At 74.9% G+C, this 19,847-nt stretch carries 15 protein-coding genes; 10 read left to right on the plus strand and 5 right to left on the minus strand.

The genetic code is table 11. The features are described from left to right. Positions 1-68: 68 nt before the first annotated feature. The 4 genes from ABT160_RS34640 to ABT160_RS34655 form a co-directional block, all read right to left on the minus strand. The gene (locus tag ABT160_RS34640) at positions 69-692 is read right to left on the minus strand and encodes a TetR/AcrR family transcriptional regulator (protein ID WP_351651935.1); all 624 of its coding nucleotides are present in this window, start codon (positions 690-692) and stop codon (positions 69-71) included. An 88-nt stretch (positions 693-780) separates the two neighbouring features. Further along, on the minus strand, positions 781-1,665 hold the full coding sequence (locus tag ABT160_RS34645) for an aminoglycoside phosphotransferase family protein (RefSeq protein WP_351651936.1): 885 nt from the start codon (positions 1,663-1,665) through the stop codon (positions 781-783). Positions 1,666-1,808: 143 nt separating this feature from the next. Continuing rightward, positions 1,809-2,483, minus strand: a complete 675-nt coding sequence (locus tag ABT160_RS34650; RefSeq protein ID WP_351651937.1) for a response regulator — start codon at positions 2,481-2,483, stop codon at positions 1,809-1,811. Next, the gene (locus tag ABT160_RS34655) at positions 2,480-3,634 is read right to left on the minus strand and encodes a sensor histidine kinase (protein ID WP_351651938.1); all 1,155 of its coding nucleotides are present in this window, start codon (positions 3,632-3,634) and stop codon (positions 2,480-2,482) included. Before ABT160_RS34655 ends, ABT160_RS34650 begins: the two co-directional genes overlap by 4 nt. Before the next feature lie 296 nt (positions 3,635-3,930). On the opposite strand from ABT160_RS34655, the gene ABT160_RS34660 reads away from it, so the two are divergent. From ABT160_RS34660 to ABT160_RS34675, 4 genes are all read left to right on the plus strand, one after another. Continuing rightward, positions 3,931-4,578, plus strand: a complete 648-nt coding sequence (locus tag ABT160_RS34660) for a hypothetical protein (protein WP_351651939.1) — start codon at positions 3,931-3,933, stop codon at positions 4,576-4,578. Positions 4,579-4,751: 173 nt separating this feature from the next. After that, positions 4,752-6,398, plus strand: coding sequence for a glycoside hydrolase family 6 protein (locus ABT160_RS34665; protein ID WP_351651940.1), 1,647 nt, complete (start codon positions 4,752-4,754; stop codon positions 6,396-6,398). A gap of 582 nt (positions 6,399-6,980) precedes the next feature. Next, positions 6,981-7,844, plus strand: a complete 864-nt coding sequence (locus ABT160_RS34670) for a hypothetical protein (RefSeq protein WP_351651941.1) — start codon at positions 6,981-6,983, stop codon at positions 7,842-7,844. A 444-nt stretch (positions 7,845-8,288) separates the two neighbouring features. After that, positions 8,289-9,314 carry an alcohol dehydrogenase catalytic domain-containing protein gene (locus tag ABT160_RS34675; RefSeq protein ID WP_351651942.1) on the plus strand — a complete coding sequence of 342 codons (1,026 nt, stop codon included), beginning with the start codon at positions 8,289-8,291 and terminating at the stop codon, positions 9,312-9,314. 564 nt (positions 9,315-9,878) lie between these two features. Here the strand turns inward: ABT160_RS34675 and ABT160_RS34680 are convergent. After that, positions 9,879-10,820 carry an oxidoreductase gene (locus ABT160_RS34680; RefSeq protein WP_351651956.1) on the minus strand — a complete coding sequence of 314 codons (942 nt, stop codon included), beginning with the start codon at positions 10,818-10,820 and terminating at the stop codon, positions 9,879-9,881. A 661-nt stretch (positions 10,821-11,481) separates the two neighbouring features. On the opposite strand from ABT160_RS34680, the gene ABT160_RS34685 reads away from it, so the two are divergent. From ABT160_RS34685 to ABT160_RS34710, 6 genes are all read left to right on the plus strand, one after another. Continuing rightward, a complete protein-coding gene (locus ABT160_RS34685) occupies positions 11,482-11,661 on the plus strand; it encodes a thiazolylpeptide-type bacteriocin (protein WP_351651943.1) in 180 nt (59 codons plus the stop codon). 52 nt (positions 11,662-11,713) lie between these two features. Then, positions 11,714-11,905, plus strand: a complete 192-nt coding sequence (locus tag ABT160_RS34690; RefSeq protein WP_351651944.1) for a thiazolylpeptide-type bacteriocin — start codon at positions 11,714-11,716, stop codon at positions 11,903-11,905. A 312-nt stretch (positions 11,906-12,217) separates the two neighbouring features. Then, a complete protein-coding gene (locus ABT160_RS34695) occupies positions 12,218-14,977 on the plus strand; it encodes a lantibiotic dehydratase (protein ID WP_351651945.1) in 2,760 nt (919 codons plus the stop codon). After that, positions 14,974-16,167 (plus strand): hypothetical protein, encoded by a 1,194-nt coding sequence (locus ABT160_RS34700; RefSeq protein ID WP_351651946.1) that lies wholly within the window; start codon positions 14,974-14,976, stop codon positions 16,165-16,167. Before ABT160_RS34695 ends, ABT160_RS34700 begins: the two co-directional genes overlap by 4 nt. Continuing rightward, positions 16,164-17,930, plus strand: a complete 1,767-nt coding sequence (locus ABT160_RS34705) for a hypothetical protein (RefSeq protein WP_351651947.1) — start codon at positions 16,164-16,166, stop codon at positions 17,928-17,930. Before ABT160_RS34700 ends, ABT160_RS34705 begins: the two co-directional genes overlap by 4 nt. Continuing rightward, the gene (locus tag ABT160_RS34710; protein ID WP_351651948.1) at positions 17,927-19,840 is read left to right on the plus strand and encodes a TOMM precursor leader peptide-binding protein; all 1,914 of its coding nucleotides are present in this window, start codon (positions 17,927-17,929) and stop codon (positions 19,838-19,840) included. Before ABT160_RS34705 ends, ABT160_RS34710 begins: the two co-directional genes overlap by 4 nt. The last annotated feature ends 7 nt before the right edge of the window (positions 19,841-19,847 follow it).

The raw sequence follows: 19,847 nt of genomic DNA on the forward strand, positions 1-19,847 counted from the left end.
CGGGAGTACGAGGTGCAGGCTGCGGGGCGCGATCCGGGCGTGCGGGAGGGCCGGTGTGCCGTGCGCCGTTACGCGCTCGACGCCTCGATCCCCGCGCACAGCAGGCGGACGCCGCGGACGAAGCGTTCGTCCGGGGTGTGCGCCGCTGCCGACTCCACGGTCAGCGGGAAGCGGGCGTGGACGTCGGCCGCGGCCTGCGCGGTGACGTGCACGGCGGGCGGTTCGCTCTGCTCCTGGAGCACGAAGCCGGTGACGTGGCTCAGCAGGGTGTCGGCCGCGACGGCGCGCTCCTCGCGCGCCACCCCGGCGGCGGCCAGGGTACGAAGGAGGCGCTCCGTCACGGACAGCGCTCCGGCGCTCAGGACCTTGGGGCTGTCCGCGAACAGGACCGCGCCGCCCGGGCGTTGCCGGATCACCTGCCGCAGGGCCACCGCCTGAATCTCCAACTGGAGCTTCCAGTCCGGCTCTTCGGGCAGCGCGTCGAGCGCCGCGGTCGCCGCGTCGTACGCCTCGCGCGCCAGCCGGTCGGCCATCAGCTGGGGCAGTGCGGTCTTGCTGGGCACGTGGTAGTAGAGGCTCCCGGCGTGCGCGCCGAGCCGGTCCGCGACCTGCCGCATGGTCAGCCCCCGGTAGCCGGACTCGGCGAAGACGGCCATGCCCGCGTCGATGATCCCGTCCGCGGTCAGCTTCATGGCTGCAAGGGTAACGGCCCTGTTTTCAAGGGCCATTCGCGTCGACACCGGTCCGGAACCGGCCCCGCCCCCCGGGCCGCCGGTATGCTCAGCCGGCCAGCGCGGCCCTGATCTGGCGGCTGGTCTGGGCGGCCACGTGGGGGTGCGTACGGGCGTACGCGGCGTGTGCGTTGAGGCCCGTGGCCAGGGCCCAGCCCCTGCCCCGGAGCCAGGTCGCGTCGTCGACGCCCAGAGCGGCGCGGAAGGCCGCCCTCGGACCCGCCGACAGCAGGGTGAAGGCAACCATCAGGTCGTCGGCCGGGTCGCCCAGGGCGAGGCCGCCGAAGTCGATGACGGCGCTGAGCCGTCCGTCGACGGTCAGCAGGTTGCCGGTGTGGAAGTCGCCGTGGACCAGGACCGGAGGTCCCGGCCAGGCGGGGGCCGCGAGGGCCGCGTCCCACAGATCCGTCATCGCCCGGCCGTCGAAGTCCCCGGCCCATGCGTCGATGGCGGCGCGGGTGGCGGCGTCGCGGTCGGCGAACGCGTCCGTGCGCGGGTCCTCGTGCTCACCTTCCGGCGTTGCCTCGCGCAGGGCCGTCAGGAAGCCCGCGAGCGCGTCCGCCGCCTCGTGGGAGTCGCCCAAGGCCTCCACCGTGGCCACCTCGCCGTCCAGCCAGCGGGTGACCGCCCAGGGCCAGGGGTACCCGCAGCCGGGCTCGCCGACGGCCACCGGCTCGGGGACGGCGAGCGGCAGCAGCGGGGCGAGCCCGGGCAGCCACGCGTACTCCTTCGCCGCCTGGCCCGCGACGTCCGCCCGGCGGGGCAGCCGTACGCTCAGCTCCGTACCCAGGCGGTGGATCACGTGGTCGGACCCGCCCGGTTCCAGCCGGGTGAGCGGCAGTCCGGACCACTGCGGGAACTGGGCGTCGACCAGCCGGCGGACGAGTCCCGTGTCGATGGCGGGGCGGATGTCCGGGTCGGTCTCGGTCGCCACGTGGTTCTCCTGTCTTCGGTGCGTCTTCGATACGTTTTCGGTGCGTCTTCGGTACGGGTGGTGCGGGCGGTACGGGTGGTGCGGGCGGTGGCCGGTCACGGGCCCGGGCGGCCGCCGTTCATGGCCCCGGGCGGCGGAAGCGGTCAGCCGCCCTGCCCCGGCTTCACCAGGCCGCTCTCGTACGCCACCACGACGGCCTGCGCCCGGCTCTCCAGGGCGAGTTTGGTCATGGTGCGGTTGAGGTGCGTCTTGACCGTGGCCTCGCTGATGTAGAGCCGGTCGGCGATCTCCGTGTTGGTCAGCCCGGCCGCGATCAGCCGCAGGACCTCGGTCTCGCGGGTGGTCAGCGCGCCGATGTCCGGGCGCTGTTCGGCGCGTGCGCCCGGTTCGGCCCGTCGGGAGAACGCCTCGACCAGGCGGCGCGTGACGCTCGGCGCGAACAGCGCGTCGCCGCCGCCGACCGCGGCCACCGCCGCGAGCAGCCGCTCGGGCCCCGAGTCCTTCAGGAGGAAGCCGCTCGCCCCGGCGCGCAGCGCCCCGTACACGTACTCGTCGAGGTCGAAGGTGGTCAGGACGAGCACGCGGGGCGCGGGGTCGGCGGCCCGGGACAGGATCTCGCGGGTGGCGTCGATGCCGCCCATCCCCGGCATGCGGAGGTCCATCAGGATCACGTCGGGCCGGGTGGCCGCGGCGAGGTCGACGGCCTGTTCGCCGTTCTCCGCCTCGCCCACCACCTCGATGCCCGGTGCGGCGCGCAGCAGGCCCACCAGGCCGGCCCGGATCAGGAACTGGTCGTCGACGACGAGCACTGTGGTCATGGAGTCGTGTCGTTCCCCCGTGGAGCGGACCGCTCCGAGGTCGGCAGGGTGAGCCGCACGGCGAACCCTCCCTCGCTCCGCGGACCGATGCTGATCGTCCCGCCGTAGAGCTTGGCCCTCTCGCGCATCCCAATCAAGCCGTGTCCCGAACCTGTGACGACTCTGTCGGAAACGGCGCCCGGGCCGTCGTTGACGACGCAGACGTCCAAGTGGCGCGCGCGGTAGACGAGCCGGACGGTCGCGCGGGCGCCCCGGGCGTGCTTGAGCACGTTCGTGAGGGCCTCCTGGACCACCCGGTAGGCGCAGAGTTCGACGCCGGGCGCGAGGGGGCGCGGGTCGCCCTCGACCCGCAGTTCCACGGGCACTCCGCCACCCCTGACCCGCTCGACCATCTCCTCGAGGCGGGCGAGGCCGGGCATGGGCGCCTCGAACGGGGCCTCGTCGTCCTCGAAGCGCAACAGCCGCAGCATCCGGCGCAGTTCGTCCAGCGCCTCGCCGCTGGTGCCGGAGATGGTGGTGAGCGCGGCGCGGGCGGTGTCCGGGTCGCTGGTGAAGACGAACGTGGCCAGGCCCGCCTGGATGGAGATCACGGACATGTGGTGGGCGACCACGTCGTGCAGCTCCCGGGCGATCCGGCCGCGCTCCTCGGCGACTTCCCGCCTGGCCCGGGCGTCCTGCTCGCGGCGCAGCTCGCGGGCGAGCTCGTCGGCGCGCCGGGTGAGGTGGCCGAACCGCAGGATCACGGCGGGGAAGCCGACGGCCTGGGCGACCACGGAGGACATCGACGCGTGCGGCGCGAGCAGTCCGCCGTAGATCCACACCACCGCCTCCAGGACGCCGCAGGCGACGGCGGCGCGGACGGGCCGCAGTACGGCGACGGTGTAGGCGGCGAGCATCGGCCCGAAGCAGTTGACCACGGGCCAGTGGCCGAGCGTGATGTACACGGCCCAGACCAGGTGCACGAACAGGCAGATCGCCACGGGGGCCTTGCTCCGGGCCGCCAGGGGCACGTTGGCGAGGACGACCAGGGCGTAGCCGAGGGGGTCGAGCGCGACCCATCCCTGCGCTCCGGACTCCCGGCCGAGGAGTACGGCGACGGCGGTCAGCGCGACGGTGATCAGCACGTCGGCGGCGAGGGGACGTATCCGCATCGTCGCAGCGTAACCGGTGTGCGGGGGTGGTACGTCAACCCGTCGCGGTACGGCTGTGGTTGCAGACCGGCCCATCGCGTACCGCAACCGGGCGAAACGAGTTCAACCCAGCACCCGACGACACTCCCCCGCCCCGCTCCGTAGGTTCTCGGTCCAGCAGCACAGCGCAGTCCAGCACCACGGCGCACCGACTGACCGACACCACGGCGCACCGCCTGACCGGCGATGACGCACCGCGACGGCCCTCCCCCGCGACGGGGGACGGGGCCGCCGCACACCAAACGGGAGGAACAGACATGACCAGCACGCTCACCACCGGGCCCGCCCGCCGGGTCCTGCGCGCCGCGGCGGCGACGGGTGTCGCCGCCGTCGCCCTCGGCGTGATGCCGGCGTCCGCAGGTGCGGCGCCGCAGGCCGCCGACGCGGGCACGGCCCAGGCCGCCGCGGCGAAGAGCTACACGTACCTGTCGTACAAGAAGAACGTGAAGGACCCGACCAACTCCCGGCTCTCGCTGGTGTACGTGCAGGTGGTGAACCCGGACAAGGTCCGCACCTACACGGTGGACAGCTGGCGCGCCGGGTCGGGCCTCGGCGGCAAGAAGGGCTCGGTCGGCCAGAACGAGTGCGCGAGCAGCCGGGGCTGGCTGCCCAACGGCTCGTACAACGTCGAGTTCTTCCGCTCCAACTACAGCGGCCGCATCAACGGGATCGTCTGGAAGCTGTCGAACCACAAGTGCAAGACCGGCAAGGTCACCCGCACCGAGCTCTTCATCCACAGCGAGATGAAGTCCAACGGCAAGCCGGGCAGCACCGAGTCGACCCGCTGGGACGGCAACAGCGACTACAAGTCGGAGGGCTGCATCAAGCTCAAGCCGGCCGACGTGCGCGAGCTGAAGGGGTACCGCTCCAACTACCCGCTGCCGCAGAAGCTGTACGTGTCCTGACCCCGCCGGGTCCACGGTGCCCCCGCGCGCGAGTCCACCTCGCCCGCGGGGGCGTCCGCACGCCGGCACCCGGGAGGCCTTCACCCGGCCTCGAAAACGCGTGCGGCTATGCTGACCGTCCGCTCGCCCCGGGTCGCGGTCGCGCCGGCCCGCACCGACGACCGAGGGACACCTTGACCACACGATTCCGCGCCGCACTGTGCGCCGCCGCCACCGCGGCCGCGCTGGGCGGCTCCCTGCTGATACCCGTCGCCCCCACCGCCTGGGCCGCGCCGGTCCCGGCCGCGCCCGCGCCGACGTACGGGGAGCTCACCCCGGACGGCGCCTTCACCGATCCGCTCGCGGGCGCCGGTCCCTGGTGGTCCTCCACCGGGACCCCCAACACCATCGGCGGCGGCAGCCTCAAGAACACCGTGGCCGCCGGGACGTCCCAGCCGTGGGACGCCATCGTCGGCCGCAACGGGATCAACCTGCGCGCGGGGGTGCGCTACACGCTCTCCTTCGAGGCGTCCGCCGACGTCCCCGGCACCCGCGTCCGGGCCACCGTCCAGGAGGGCCAGGGCGGCTACCGGGCGCCGCTGGACGAGCGGATCACGCTCGGCCCGCAACCGCGCACCTTCCGCTGGACGTTCGTGTCGACCGTGGACACCCGGGCCGTCCCCGGTGACACCGGCGGCAAGGCCGACCCGTGGGGGCAGGTCACCTTCCAGCTCGGCGGCCAGCCGCAGCGCACCGGGTTCACCTTCGGCAAGGTCTCCCTGACCACCTCCACCGCCCGCGAGGGCTTCTTCGTCGACCCCGACAGCAACGCGATGAAGTGGTACGACGGCCGGGACCGGGACCCGGAGCACCCGGTGCCGCCCGTCGACGCCCGCCGCGCCGCCATCAAGGCGGCCGTCGCCGACCACATGACCGTGCGCTGGTTCGGCGGCTGGAACAAGGACGTCAGGCGGGACGTCTCCGAGTACGTGGGCCGGGCCGCGGCCGCCGGTCAGCTGCCCACGATCGTCGCGTACGACATCCCGGGGCGCGACTGCAAGGGCGCCTCCGGCGGCGGCGCGGCGGGCGACGCCCGCGAGTACAAGGAGTGGATCAAGGCGTTCGCGGAGGGCATCGCGGGACGCCCGGCGCTGGTGGTCCTGGAGCCGGACGCGGTGGCGCAGGCGTACGCGGGCTACCCGAGCGCGGCGCACCCCTGCCTCAGCGAGGAGGAGCGCGAGGCCCGCTTCGACATGCTGTGGTACGCCAACCAGCGCCTCGACGAGCAGGGGCCGCTGGTCAAGACGTACCTGGACGCGGGCAACGCCAGCTGGACGCTCGGCGACCGGCTGGACGACACGTCCGGCATCGGCCTGGGGAACATGGCCTACCTCCTGGGCCGTTCGGGGATCTCGCTGGCCGACGGCTTCTCCGAGAACGTCGCCAACTTCCACGCCACCGACATCGCCGACGACTACGGCCGCCGGCTCGCCGCGCGGGTGAAGCAGGACCTCGGGGTCGACACGACGTTCGTGGTGGACACGGGCCGCAACGGCAACGGCTCGTACAAGGTCCCGGCCGATCCCGCGCACCCCTTCGTGGGCTTCTGCAACCCTCCAGGGCGCGCCCTGGGGACGCCGGCGCGGGCGGGTCAGGGCGGCGGCGCCGCCTATTACCTGTGGGTCAAGAACCCGGGTGACTCGGACGGCAGCCAGCGGCAGAGCCCGGTGGACTGCGCGGGCAGCACGGTGGACGCGGGGCAGTTCTCACCGGACCTCGCGTGGGGCCTGATCGACGGAAAGCCGGACGGGACGCTCGCGGGGGAGCTCGGCGCGGAGTAAGGGGGCACGGCACGGGGGGCCGACGGCTCCCCGTGCTCCCCGTGCTCCCTGGAATACGGGGATACGGGAACCTGGCACCGCCCCAACTGGTAAGCGGTGACGAGCCATTACGGGTATTGCCCCGGGAAAACCGTGGTGCGACGACATGTGCTCGATGCGTCACTCCCGCCGCGCGGTGCCGACCGGTGCGCCGCAACCCCTTTCGGATTCACTTCGGGAAATCCGGTACACCGCTCCGACCTGGCCTTTCGCGGCCCGTGTCCGGCGAGGAACGGCAGGCGCAGCGGATGCCGGCTAGGGCCTCCAACCTGGTCCGCAACCCCCTATCACCGCTGTTGGCGGGCTGGTTGCCGTCCCGGGAATCCTCCTCTGTTTGGGGCAACAACTGGCGGACGAGGCGCGCATTCTGCTATCCCGGTGACATAACAGGCCTGTGCGGCAGCTACGGTGAGCCCGGAGGAGGGGCAAGTACCCGGGTCTGTTGGGTCACCCGTGAGGGGTGATCGCACGGGACGGCAACTGTCACTCCGTTCCAGTGGGTAGCATCCGGCAAAACAATTCAGGCGCGAGGAGCGTGCGGACGTGGCCAACGAGCCGAACACCCCCATCCAGAACGTGTACGCCCAGCGGTTGTCTGACGACCTCGCGGCCAACCGCAGGGAACAGCAGGCGATCGCCGACCAGTTGGGACAGTTGACGGGTCTTCAGGACCGGCTGTCCCAGCTCCAGCAGGAGGAGGCGTGGCTGACGAAGTACGTGCAGACCGCCATCCCCGGCAGCCCCGAGGAAGCCGCGGCGGCCGTCACCCCGGCCCCGGCGGCCCCCGAGGCCGACACCGCGGCCCCGGCCGACGCGCAGGCGGTCGTCCCGCAGCCGCGCGGCAGCAAGGCCAAGAAGGCCGCGCCCCGGAAGGCGGCGAAGAAGCCCGCCGCCCCCGAGGCGAAGCCCGCCGAGGCCAAGCCCGCGGAGGTCAAGGCCGCCCCGGCGAAGAAGGCACCGGCCAAGAAGGCCCCCGCCAAGTCGGCCGCCACCAAGGCACCGGCGACCAAGTCCGCGGCCACCAAGGCCCCGGCCACCAAGGCCGCCGCGAAGCCGGCGACCGCCAAGAAGGCACCGGCCAAGAAGCCGGTCGCCAAGAAGGCCGCCACCGAGGAGCGCACCGCGCCCCCGCTGCACGAGGTGGTCCTGAACCTGCTGCTGGTCACCCCCGGCGAGCCGCGCACGGCCCGTGAGATCTGCGACGAGCTGCAGAAGGCGCACCCGGAGCGGGCCACCTCGGTGCAGGTGGTGCGCAACAGCCTGGAGCTCAACGTGCGCAAGAACCGCATCGAGAAGTCCAACCAGCAGGGCTCGGTGATGTACACCGGCTACGCGAAGGGCGCCGCTCCCGCCCAGGCCGCCCCCGCCGCCGAGAAGCCGGGCGAGCAGGTTCCGGCCGAGGTCTAGGATCCGGCCTCCCCCGTCGTGCGGGTCGCGCGGGTGGTCCGCCGTCCCGGCGGTGGTTCGCGCGGACGTGCGCAGGGGGTCGTCACGTCCGCGACGGTGCTCGTGAAGCCCCGCACACACAGGTGCCGGCGCCGCGTACAGCGGCGTCGGCACCTGTGTCGTGTACGGGGTGCGTACGGAGGTGCCGTACGGGTGTCACGTACGGGCGGCGTACGGGGTGCCATACGGGTGTCACGTACGGGCGCGTTCCGTGCGGGTGTGAACCGTAGGGATGCGAACCGTACGGGTACGAACCGCAGGGGTGTGTCGCGTCCGCGCCTGTGCGGCGGCGCGGTGAGCCGGAATACTGCCTGGGGCGGACGAAGGGAACGCGAGGACACGACCCGGCGACCGGCGGACCGGCGTCCGGCGGACGCGACGACTTGCCCCGAGGAGCGCTGAGCTGTGAGTACGTATCGAGTCATGCAGGTGACCGCACCCGACGGCAGCTTCGAGCCGGACGACCGCAAGGCGCCCGAACCCGGGGCGGGCGAGGTGAGGATCGCGGTGGAGGCGTGCGGCGTCTGCCACTCCGACGCCATGTTCGTCTCCGCCGCGCTGCCCGGCGTCACGTTCCCCGAAGTGCCGGGCCACGAGATCGCGGGCCGGGTCGAGGCGCTGGGCGAGGGCGCCCGGGAGCGCGGCTGGCGGGTCGGGGACCGGGTGGCGGTCGGCTGGTTCGGCGGGAGCTGCGGGCACTGCCGATCCTGTCGCGCCGGTGACTTCATCGTCTGCCGGGAGCTGAAGGTGCCCGGCTGGGCGTACGACGGCGGTTTCGCGGAGAAGGTCGTCGCCCCCGTCGACGCGCTGGCACGGATCCCCGAGGAGCTGTCGTCCGTGGACGCCGGGCCCCTGGCCTGCGCGGGCGTCACCGTCTTCAACGGGCTGCGGCGCAGCCAGGCCCGGCCCGGCGACCTGGTCGCGGTCCTGGGCCTGGGCGGCCTGGGCCATCTGGGCGTGCAGTACGCGGTCGCGATGGGCTTCGAGACCGTCGCCGTGGCGCGCGGCGCGCAGAAGGCGGACTTCGCCGCGCGGCTCGGCGCGCACCACTACGTCGACAGCACCGCCGCGGCACCGGTCGGCGAGGCGCTCCAGGCCCTGGGCGGCGCGAAGGTGGTCCTGGCCACGGCGGGCAACTCTGCGGCCATCAGCGCCACCGTGGACGGCCTGGCGCCGCGCGGCGAGGTCGTCGTCATCGGCGCGGACCCGACTCCGATGACCGTGAGCCCGGCGCAGCTGCTCGGCAGCGCGCACGTCCTGCGCGGCCATCCGTCCGGCACGTCGCGGGACGTGGAGGACACGATGGCGTTCAGCGTGCTGCACGGGATCCGGCCGATGACGGAGACGATGCCGCTGTCCCGCGCGGACGAGGCGTTCCGGCGGATGCTGGCCGGCGAGGCGCGCTTCCGGATGGTGCTGACGATGGACTGACCGGCGGCGGACCCTCGGCCGCCACTCGACTGAACCCTCGACCTCAGGTTCAGCGTGAGGGCGGCGGGCCCACCCGTTCCCCGAGGCATGCGGGCGGGTGGGCCGTGGCGCCCGCCGTGACGTGTGCGCGCCCTGCGTGCGGCTCCCCCTCCGCCTCGCAGGACGCTCCCCTCGACGGGCTGCGCGCGGGCCCCGGGGCGCGGGAGTTGCCCTCGGGCCGCACGGACCGGAAGGGCCTCTCCAGCGGCTCCCTCCAGCATCACGGTGAGCAGGGGCCCGTCCAAGGGCCGGGCGGGGGCGCGCGGCGGCAACCGTGCCTCCCTGGGCGCACAACGGCGCAGTAGCGGTCACGTACGCCTGCCGCGACACGGCGGCGCGGCCGTACCTCGTGCCACGGCCGGGGCGCGACTCCACCTCGTGCCACGGCCGGAGTCGGAGAGGTCCTGAGCTCATCGCTCCCATCGATGATCACGGCACTCCTACCTGGAGCAGGAGGAGGGCGCCGGCCCGCGCACCGCGTAGTGCGGTGCGGGGCGCGCGGAGCGCGCGCGGCGGGACGGCGGATCAGCCGACGGGGTCCTGTGCGCCCACGGCGTCGAGGAGCGTGACCTCCTCGTCGGTCAGGCGCAGCGCGCCCGCCGCCACGTTGTCGGCGAGGTGGGCGGGGTCGCCGGTGCCGGGGATGACGAGGACGTGGGGTCCGCGCCGCAGGACCCAGGCGAGGCGCACCTGCGCCGGGGAGGCCCCGTGCGCGCGGGCGACGGCGAGCACCTCGGGGTGTTCGGCCCGCACCGCGCCGGACTCGCGGCCCTCGCCCGCGATGGAGAAGAACGGGACGAACGCGATGCCCAGGGCCGCGCAGGCGCTCAGCACGCCGTCGCCGTCGCGCGCGTCGAGCCCGTACCGGTTCTGCACGCACACCACCGGGGCGACCGCCCGCGCCTGGTCGAGGTGTTCCGGGCGCACCGAGGAGAGCCCGAGGTGGCGGACGAGCCCGGCCGCGCGCAGTTCCGCCAGCGCCCCGAAGTGCTCGCTGACGTCGCGCTGCCCCATGACGCGCAGGTTCACCAGGTCCAGGTGGTCGCGGCCGAGCTGGCGCAGGTTCTCCTCCACCTGGCCGCGCAGCTGGTCGGGGCGGGCGGCGGTGGTCCACTCGCCCGACGCGTCCCGGGTGGGGCCGACCTTGGTGGCGATGACCAGGTCCTCGGCGTAGGGCGAGAGCGCGGAGTTGATCAGTTCGTTGGCCGAGCGCAGCCGGGAGAAGTAGAAGGCGGCGGTGTCGATGTGGTTGACGCCGAGCTCGACGGCGCGGCGCAGTACGGCCAGCGACTGCGCGCGGTCCCTGGGGGTGCCCTCGTGGAAGGCGGCGCTGCCGGTCAGGCGCATGGCCCCGAAGCCGATCCGGCGGACCGTGCGGTCGCCGAGGGTCCAGGTGCCGGCGTCCGCCGGTGTGCTCCCCGGCGCCTCCCGCGCGTCGTTGGCTGCCGGGACCGTGCGCGACGTCATCAGCTTCTTCAGCTCCATCCGGTGGGCCCCCGCGCCCCTGGTCGGGGCGGGGCGGACCTGGAGTATCGACGAAGCGCGCCGCTCGCGGTAGGCCGGACGGGGCGGGGAATGTCACAGCGCGTACGGGAATCACCGGGCTCCCCGCTCGCGGGCCGCCGACGCCGGAGGGGCCGGGGGACGTCGACCGCCCCGAATTCCCTGGATATTCCACCAAGGTCCGGTCCTGAGCGGACATCGACCGAAACACGACGGCACCACGAGTCGGGTCCGGCAGATTCTGTGGTGCGCTTCCGGCCACGGGGACCGGATCGCGCCCCGCCCCGGCACCCCGGCACAACCGGAACCCCACCCACCCCACGCGCCACGAGCGGCGATCTCCGGCCGTTCCCGGCCGGCCGCGACAGCACAGGCCACTTGAGGGCCACTGGAGTCCAAATGGACCTTGGCTTCACGACCATTCAAGACAGAGTCAACAGGCCAATATGCCAACTGGCCTTGTCCGTGGCCTGGTTGGACGACCAGACTCGGTGGCGCACCACGAAAGTCCAGTCGGACGCCCCCGGGGCGGATCGGCCGGACGTGCGCCCGGCCTCCGGGCACGGACGAGCCGCACTCCTCCGCTCCGGGTCCCGTATCCACCATGAGAAACGAGGGACTCACCATGTCCGAAATCCACGGTTCCGACCTCGGCCTCGACCTTGACCTCGACCTCAGCGAGCTCACCGTGACCTCGCTGCGCGACACCGCCGCGCTCCCCGAGAACGGCGCGTCCTGGGGCTCCTGCTCCTGCCAGGGTTCGTCCTCCTGCGCCCAGCCGCAGCAGGACGTCCCGTCCCTCTGACGGCCCCGCGCCTTCGGACCACCGACGCCCACCCACCCGTTGAGAGGCTGACATGCCCGAACGCTTCGACGGCCCGCCCGGCCTGGGAGACCTCGATCTCGACCTCGACCTCGGCGAACTGACCGTGACCGCGCTGCGCGACAGCGTCGCCCTGCCGGAGACCGGTGCCTCGGGGGGCGTGAGTTCGAGCTCCTGCAGCTCGTCCTCGTGCGCCCACCCCCAGCTGCCCACTCAGCCGTACTGAGGGGCAGGGGACGGGGGTACGGCCCACAGCACCCGGCACCCCGGTCCCACGGCACCACCGCGTGACGCACCACAGCACCACGTATGACACACCACGCATGACGCATGACGCATGACCGCACTGCTCATCACTGCACCACCTGCACCACCCGCACCACGCATCACCGCACGACGCTCTGCCGCAGCGAGCGGCAGCGCGGCACCAGCCGCGCTGGGAGCGGCGCCACCTCAGGAAGCACCGCTCCCCCGTGGCCGGTCCACGCCTTGGACCGGCCACGGGGCAGCGCCCCGGACCGCCCCGACGGGAGCCCCCATGCCGCACCCCGCACAGCCGGCCGCGCCACCGAGCCCTCCGCGCACGCGGACCGCGCGGTCGCTGCCCCGGCCTGCCGCGCGCACCGCCCCGTACGCACTGGTCCGCACCACGGTCACCCCGCATCCCGCCGAGCCCGCACCGGCCGCCGAGGTCCGCCGCCTCCTGGAGCGGCTCACCGGGCTCGAAGCCCGCGCCCAGGCGCTGCGCGAACCGCTCTGCGACGACCTCTTCGCCTCCCGCGCCGACCACGACGAGGACTTCCACCGCACGGTGGTGCTCCCCCTCCGGCGCGCCCTGCACAACGACCGCATCCCACGTCCGGCCCTGCTCGACCGCCTGCGCGACCTCCCCGCCCGCGTGCCCAGGCTCGGGGAGTGGCTGGCCCTGCTGGTCCAACGCGCCTCACTGTACGAGCAGTTCGAGGCCACCTGCCCGGGCGCCCTGGCCGCCGAGCGGGCCGCGCTCGCCGAGGTGTGCCGTACGCCCGCCTTCGGCCGCGCGATCGCGCTCAGCAGCGCCGACCTGCTGCGCGCCGTCACCCGCGCGGCGGGCGGGGAGGGCGGCCGGCGCGCCCGCAAGGAAGAACCCTCCCTGCTGCGGCACGCCCTGCGCGCGGGGACCAAGACCAGTCCGCTGTCCTGGTTCACGGCGGTGGGCTGGCACACGGGCGACGGGCTCCAAATCCCCCACTCCGCAACACAGTTCATCGACCATTCCAGCCTTCGCCCGGTCGTACGGGAGAACCGCACCCTGGTCGGCGCCCTGGTGGCGGCCCTGCTCGACGAACCACGCCGCCGCCGCGCCCTGCCGCACCGGATGAGCAGCGGGGCCGCCCCCGCCGGGGAGGGCCGGGTGCGCTTCTCCCGGGACCTGACGCTGTTCGCCGGTGGCCGCTACCTGGTCACACGGGAGGACGAGGTCGAGCTCGCCGACCGTCCGGCGCTGGCCTCCCTCGCGGCGGTCGCCGCGACGCCCGCACCCCTCGACGACCTGGCCGCTTCCCTCGCGCGAGCTCTCGGCCGCCCCGGCGACGACCCGGCCCTCCGGCGCTACCTCGACCAGGCGGCCGACGGCGGCCTGCTGGTGCCGGTCGATCCCGTCCCACCACAACACCCGGAGCCACTGGCCGAGTTGGCGAGTTGGTTGCGCCGGTGGCCCCAGGACGCCGGGCTCGCCGACCGGATCGACGCGCTGAGCGACGACACCGTACGCTTCGCCGACCTGCCGAGCGGCGAGCGCCCGGCGCACCTCGCCGACCTCGCCGACCGCTGGCGGACCCTGCTGGCCGACGCCGGCCGACCGGTCCCGGCGGACGCCGCGCCGCTGAACGTGCTGTCCGAGGACGTCGTCGACGACGCCGGGATCGGGGCGCGCGCACCGGGTCTCACCGCCGACGACCGGGACGCACTGGCCGAACTGACCGCGCTGGCCGAGCTGTTCGACCTCGGTCACCTCATGCGCCGCGTCGCCCTCGACCGTTTCACCGCTCGCTACGGGCACGGCGGTGTGTGTACCGCGCCGTGGGAGTTCGGTGCCGAGACCGCGGGCGCCTGGCAGGAGGCGGTACGCCTGTCCGGGCTCCCGGCCGACGACCCCGCACTGCCCGCCGCGATCGCCGACATCGCCCGCCTGCGGGCGGAGTTCGCCGCCCGTGTACGTACCGCCGCCGCGTCGTCCGACCACGCCGGTTCCGACGTGGTGCTGCCCGCCGACGCCGTGCGCGCCCTGGCCGGGCGGCTGCCCGGGTGGACGGCCGCCCGGCCGCTCAGCTACGCGTGGTTCGTCCAGCGCGCGGAGCCCGGCGCACGGCTCGCCGTCAACCACGTGTACGGCGGCTGGGGCCGCTTCACCAGCCGTTTCCTCGACGGTCTCGGGGATGGCGCCGCCGCCGAGGTGGCACGGCAGATCCACGACGGCCTCGGCCCGGGTGCGCGGGCGGCACAGGTCCGCCCGGTCGGCGGGTTCAACGCCAACCTCCACCCGCTCCTGGTCGGCTCGGAGATCGGCCCGGACCGGCACGGGACGGATCTGGCCGAGGCCGACACCGAGCTGTTCCACGACACCGCCACCGACCAGCTGCGGATACGGCTCCGGGCGACGGGCGAGCAACTCGACGTGCTCTACCTGGGGTTCCTGGCCCCGGTGATGCTCCCGCAGCGCCTCGCCCCCTTCCTGTGCGACCACCCCGGCGGGATCGTGGACTTCCGGTCGCTGCTCCCCCGCACCCGCCAGGCCGTCCCCGGCGGCGAGGTCGTCCGCACGCCCCGGCTGCTCCACCGCCACCTGGTGCTCGCCCGGCGCCGCTGGCACCTGCCGGAGCCCGTGGTGGCCGCGCTGAGGGCGGACCTGGCGGCCGGGACCGGCGAGGTGCCCGCCGCCGCCGTCGCCAAGTGGCGGGCGCTGCTCGGGCTGCCGGACCGGCTGTTCCTGCACGCCGTGCCGCGGGCCCCGGTCGGCGACGCCCTGGAGGACTTCGTGAGCACCCTGCGCGCGCCCAAACCGCAGGCGCTCGACCTGGGCAGTGCCCTGCACCTGCGCTGCCTGCCCGCCTGGCTGGCGCGCCACCCCAGGGGCATCGTCCTGGAGGAGGCTCTTCCGGCCTTCGGTGGAAGTGAACACCCGACTCATGCCGTGGAGTTGGTGGCCGAGACCTACCGACCCGCCCGCACCTCGGGCCTCGGGGAGGCTCCGGTGGCGGGGCCGCACACCCGTCACGTGCCCGCACCGAACCCCATCCGCCCGGGAGGCCCGCGATGAACGCCCCTGACCCCGCGCCGGTCACCGTGCCCGGCGCGACCGCCCTGGACGTGGTCGCGTACCACTACGAGCCGGTGAAGGCCCCGCTGCTGCGGGACGCCGTACTGCCGCTGGCCCGCCGGGCCGAGGCGGCCGGGCTCACCGCCCACGTCGAGCGGCACTGGCTGTACGGCCCCCACCTGCGGCTGCGGCTGCGCGGACCGGCGGACGAGGTGCGCGCGGAAGCCGGGCGCGCCGCCGCCGACCTGCGCGCCCACGCCGTCGTACGACCTTCACAAGTAGCCGTCGACGAGGCGGAGTTGCTGCGTCAGGCCAGCGCCGCCGGGCGGGCCGAGCTGGTGCCGCCGCCGTACGGGCCGCTCGTCCCGGACAACACCGTGCGCGTCGAGCCCGTCGACCTGGGCCCGCTGGAGGCCGTGATCAACCCGGACGGGGTGCGGCTGCGGGAGTACCTGCTGGCGAGCGGCCTCGGCGCGCTGGAGTCCGGAGCGGCGTTCCTGGCGGCGCGCGGGGACACCTCCGCGGCCCGGGTGGAGCTGGTCGCCTCCGCGCTGGCGGCGCACGCGGCGGCGCATCCGGAGGGCCTGGTCGGCGGGCACTACTCCTTCGTGTCGCACCTGGAGGACTTCCTGGTGCACGAGGACCAGGACGGCCGGGTCCGGGCCGCGTTCGAGCGGCGCTGGGAGGCCGCGGGCGACCGGATCACCGCGCTGGTGGAGCGCGTCGCGGGCGGCGGGGCGACCGGCTGGGAGCGCGCCTGGGCCGACTGGTCGGCGGACGCCTGGCGCACCGCCGAGCGGCGGCACGCGGCCGGCGCGGACCTGACCGGCGTCGGCGACGCCTACCGGCGGCGGGCCGCCGCGCTCGGCGACCCGGCGCTGACCGCGCGCTACGACGTCCGGAAGCGCACCACGTACAGCGAGTTCCACCGGCTGCTGCACCGGTCGGACCCGGACGGCACCATGTGGTCGCGCCCCGACTACCTCGTCTACCGGGCCTGTACGAACGGCCTGTACCGGCTCTTCGCGGTGTGCGACGTGCGCCCCTTGGAGCGCTACCTCGCGGCCCACCTGGTCGTCCGCAGCGTCCCCGCCGTCACCGGCCACCGCTGGGAGGCGCGTGTGGACGAGGTCATCTCCGCGGTCGAGTCGGTCGAGTCGGTCGAGTCAGCGGCGGAGGGGGTCCGGTGAACGAGTCGCCCGACGTCGTCGAAGAGGGCTCCCTGGGCGCCCGCGAGGTCCGCCTGCGGCCCGGTGTCGCCGTCACCCCGCTGCGGTCCGGCCTCCATCTGCGGGGCCGCGACGGCAGCGTGACGCTGGAGGGCAGCAGCGCCCTGCCCGCGCTCTGGCCCCTGCTGGCCGCGCGGCTGGCGCCCGGGACCGCCGCGCGGCCGGGGCCGGGGCCCGCCCTCGATCCGGCCGACCCCCGGGTGGGCTCCGCCCTCGACACGCTTGCCGAGCAGTTGCGGGTGCACGGGCTGCTCACCGAGTACCCGGGCGAGGCGGCGGGCACGCCCGCCGACTGGCTGGGGGCGGGCGCCGAGCAGCCGGGACCGGCCGCCGCGGCACTGGCGGTGGCCCGGGTGTCGGTCGAGTCACCCGACCCGGCGGGGGCGCTGGCCTCGGCGCTGCTGCGCGCGCTGGAGCGGTCCGGGGTGCCCGCGGGACCGGTGGCCGCCGAGGGCCTGCCGCCCGGGCGCGCGCTGGTGGTCGCCTCGACGGCGCTGCCGGGTGACGCGGTGGCGGTCGCGGTGTCCGTGGGCGCCGACGGCGGGTTCGTGACGGCTCCGGGTGCGCCCGAAGCGGTGCGCGAGCAGGCCGACGCGGTCGCGTTGCGGCTGGGGACGGTCGCGGGGGACGGGGGCGCGGGGTCGTTGGTGGCGCTGCTGGCCGGGGCCGCCGCCCAGCGGTTGGTGTGCGCGGCGGCGGGGCTGCCCGATCCCGCCGTGCGGGGCGATGACCCGCGCCTCTTGCCGTACGCGCCCGCCGTGCTCGTCGCCGACGCGCGGCCCGCCCGCGCCGCCTACCACTCCTGGGTGAGCACTCCCGTACCGGCTCCGGGCGCGGCGGCGGACCTGGCCGAGGCGCTGCGCCGGGTGGAGGCGCTGGGGGACGCCAGGCTCGGCGTGCTGGACGCCCCGCTGCCGGGCGCGCTGCCCCAGCTGCCCGCCGCGCTCGCCCTGTGTGCGACCCCCGAGGGTCCGCTGGCGGGCGGGGCGCCCCGGTCCGACCTCGCGCGGCTGACCACGGCACTCCGGGCCGCCGAAGTGACGCTGGGCCCGGGGGTGTTGGTGGGCGTCGACGCGGACCACGCCCTGGGACGGCTGCTGCGCCGGGAGGCCCTGCGGCTGCCGGCCGCCCCGGACCCCGGACCCGTACTCCCGGCGGCCCACTGGCTCGGGCATCCGCAGGCACGGCACTGGTGGCAGGTACTGATCGAGCACCTGGGCCAGTCCGAGGCGATCATGACGGTACGTCAACTCGGTTGCTCCGGAGTGCATGTGGCGGTCGTACGGGAATCGGGCCCGCGTACCGAACCAGTCGGGGCCGTCCTGGGTGAGGCGGTGGAGGCCACCGCGAGTGACGCGGCGGCGCTCGCCGCGCTGGCGGCGGTCACCCGGGTGATGGGCGGCAGGCACGCCCCGGAGGGCGCCCTGCACACGGCGTTCAGCGGCGCGGAGGCCCCGCTCGCCGCGGCCGGCGCCGTGCCCGCACCCTGGGCCGACGAGGGCTGGACCGACCGCTGGCTGGCGGCGGTCGCCGCGCGCGAGCCCGGTCTGCGCACCGCGCTCGCCCGTCTCACCGGCGCCCGGGGCATGCCCTGGCGACCCGGCCCCGACGGCACGTCCGGGAGGCTGGCCACCGCCCTGGAGACCTGCGGGTTCACCGTACTCACCCGGGCCGCCGACCCTGACCGCCCGGCGGACCACACCTTGGCGGGAGGCGCCCGATGACCACCGGCACCGCACCACTCGTCACCTTGGCGCCACCGGCCGAGCCGCCCGTCCTCGACCTGGCGACCGCGCTCGCCACCACCTCCGGGGCCGCGCTGGTGCACCTCACCGACTGGACCCTGGACGCCGCCGAACGCCTCAGCCGGCACGCCCTCGCGCACCCGGTGCGCCTGGTGCCGGTGCGCGAGGACGGGCCGCTGACGGTGATCGGGCCGGTGCTGCGGCCCGGCGCGGCCGCCTGTCTGCACTGCGCGGAGCACCAGCGCCTGGCGACCGCGGGCGGCCGGGTCCCGTGGCAGAGCCCCCGGCTCGCACTCGGCGGCACGGGGACGCCCGCCCTGGCCGAGGGCGCCCTGCGGCTGGCGGCGGAGCTGTTGTCCGGCGAGGACCCGGCCGCCGACGGGCCCGCCACCGTCCACGTCCTCCAGGGGAGCCGAGCGACCTGGACGACGCACCGGGTGCGGCCCGTCGGCGGCTGCGCCGTGTGCCGACCGCTGCCCGCCGACTCCCCCGCGCTCGTCCGGCTGCCGCAGGCCCCGTGCCCGCTGCCGGACCCGGCGGTGTTGCGCGGGGCCAACGGGCTCACGGAGAACGACAGTTTGCGGGGCGAGCTGGTCGACGACCGGTTCGGTCCGGTGCGCAGGCTGTTCCGCACCGAGGACTCCGCGTTCGCGCTGACGGCCGCGTGGGTGACGGACGGGCGGCTGCTGGACGACGGCGGGTACGGGCGGGCGGTGGACTTCCGCTCCAGCGAACGGGTGGCCCTCTTCGAGAGCGTGGAGCGACTGGCCGGGATGCGCCCGCTGGGGCGCCGCACGGCCCTGCGGGCGACGTTCGCGGCACTGGGCCCCGAGGCGGCCGTCGACCCCGAGAGCCTCGGGCTGCCCGACCCGGCGCACCACGGGCACCCGGCGTCACGCACGGTCCCGTACCACCCCGACCTCGAACTGGACTGGGTGTGGGGCTGGTCGCTGACGGCGGGGCGGGCCAGGGCCGTGCCGGAACACGTGGCGTACTGGGACCCGCCGTCGGCGCCCGACCGGGCCCGGGTGGTGTACGAGTCGTCGAACGGGTGCGGCCTGGGCAACAGCCCCCAAGAGGCGGCCCTGTACGGGCTGTTCGAGGTGGCCGAGCGCGACGCGTTCCTGATGGCCTGGTACGCGCGGACGCCATTGCCCGGGATCGAGGTCCCCCACGACGACCCGCTGGTCGCGGCGCTCGCGGCGCGCGCCACCCTGCTCGGCTACCGGCTGAGCCTGCTCGACGCCACCAACGACCTGGGGATTCCGGCGGTGTTGGCGCTGTGCGCGTACGAGGGCACGCATCCGGAGGCGCCGCGCGTGTTCCTGGCGGCCGGGGCGCACCACGATCCGCTGGCCGCGATCCGCTCGGCGGTCGCCGAGGCGGTCACCAACGTGCAGGACGCCGCGCACCGGCCGTACGAGCCCGGTGGCGCGCGCGATCCGGAGCGGTTGCGGCCGATGCTGGAGCGCCCGGACCTGGTCGTCGACCTCGACGACCACGTGGGGCTCAACGCGCTTCCGGAGGCCCGGCCACGCCTGGACTTCCTGTTCGCCCCCACCGACCGGGCCCCCTGGCGCGAGCGCTGGCCCGGGGCCCCGGAGCCGGTGGAGGACCTGTCCGCGCTCCTGGCGGAGACGGCCGGACGACTGGCCGGCGAGGGCCTCGAGGTGCTGGTCGTCCCGCAGGACGAGGCGGGCATCCGCGCGCGGCTCGGGCTGCACTGCGCGAAGGTCGTCGTCCCGGGGACGCTGCCCATGACCTTCGGCCACGTCAACCGCCGCACGCGCGGTCTGCCCCGGCTGCTCGACGTCCCGTACCGCCTCGGACGCACCGCACGGCCTCTGGTCCACGACGAACTCCCCCTGCACCCGCACCCGTTCCCGTGAGGACGCC

This window comes from Streptomyces sp. NPDC001941, from assembly GCF_040296945.1.
In the GTDB taxonomy this organism is placed as follows: Bacteria; Actinomycetota; Actinomycetes; order Streptomycetales; family Streptomycetaceae; genus Streptomyces.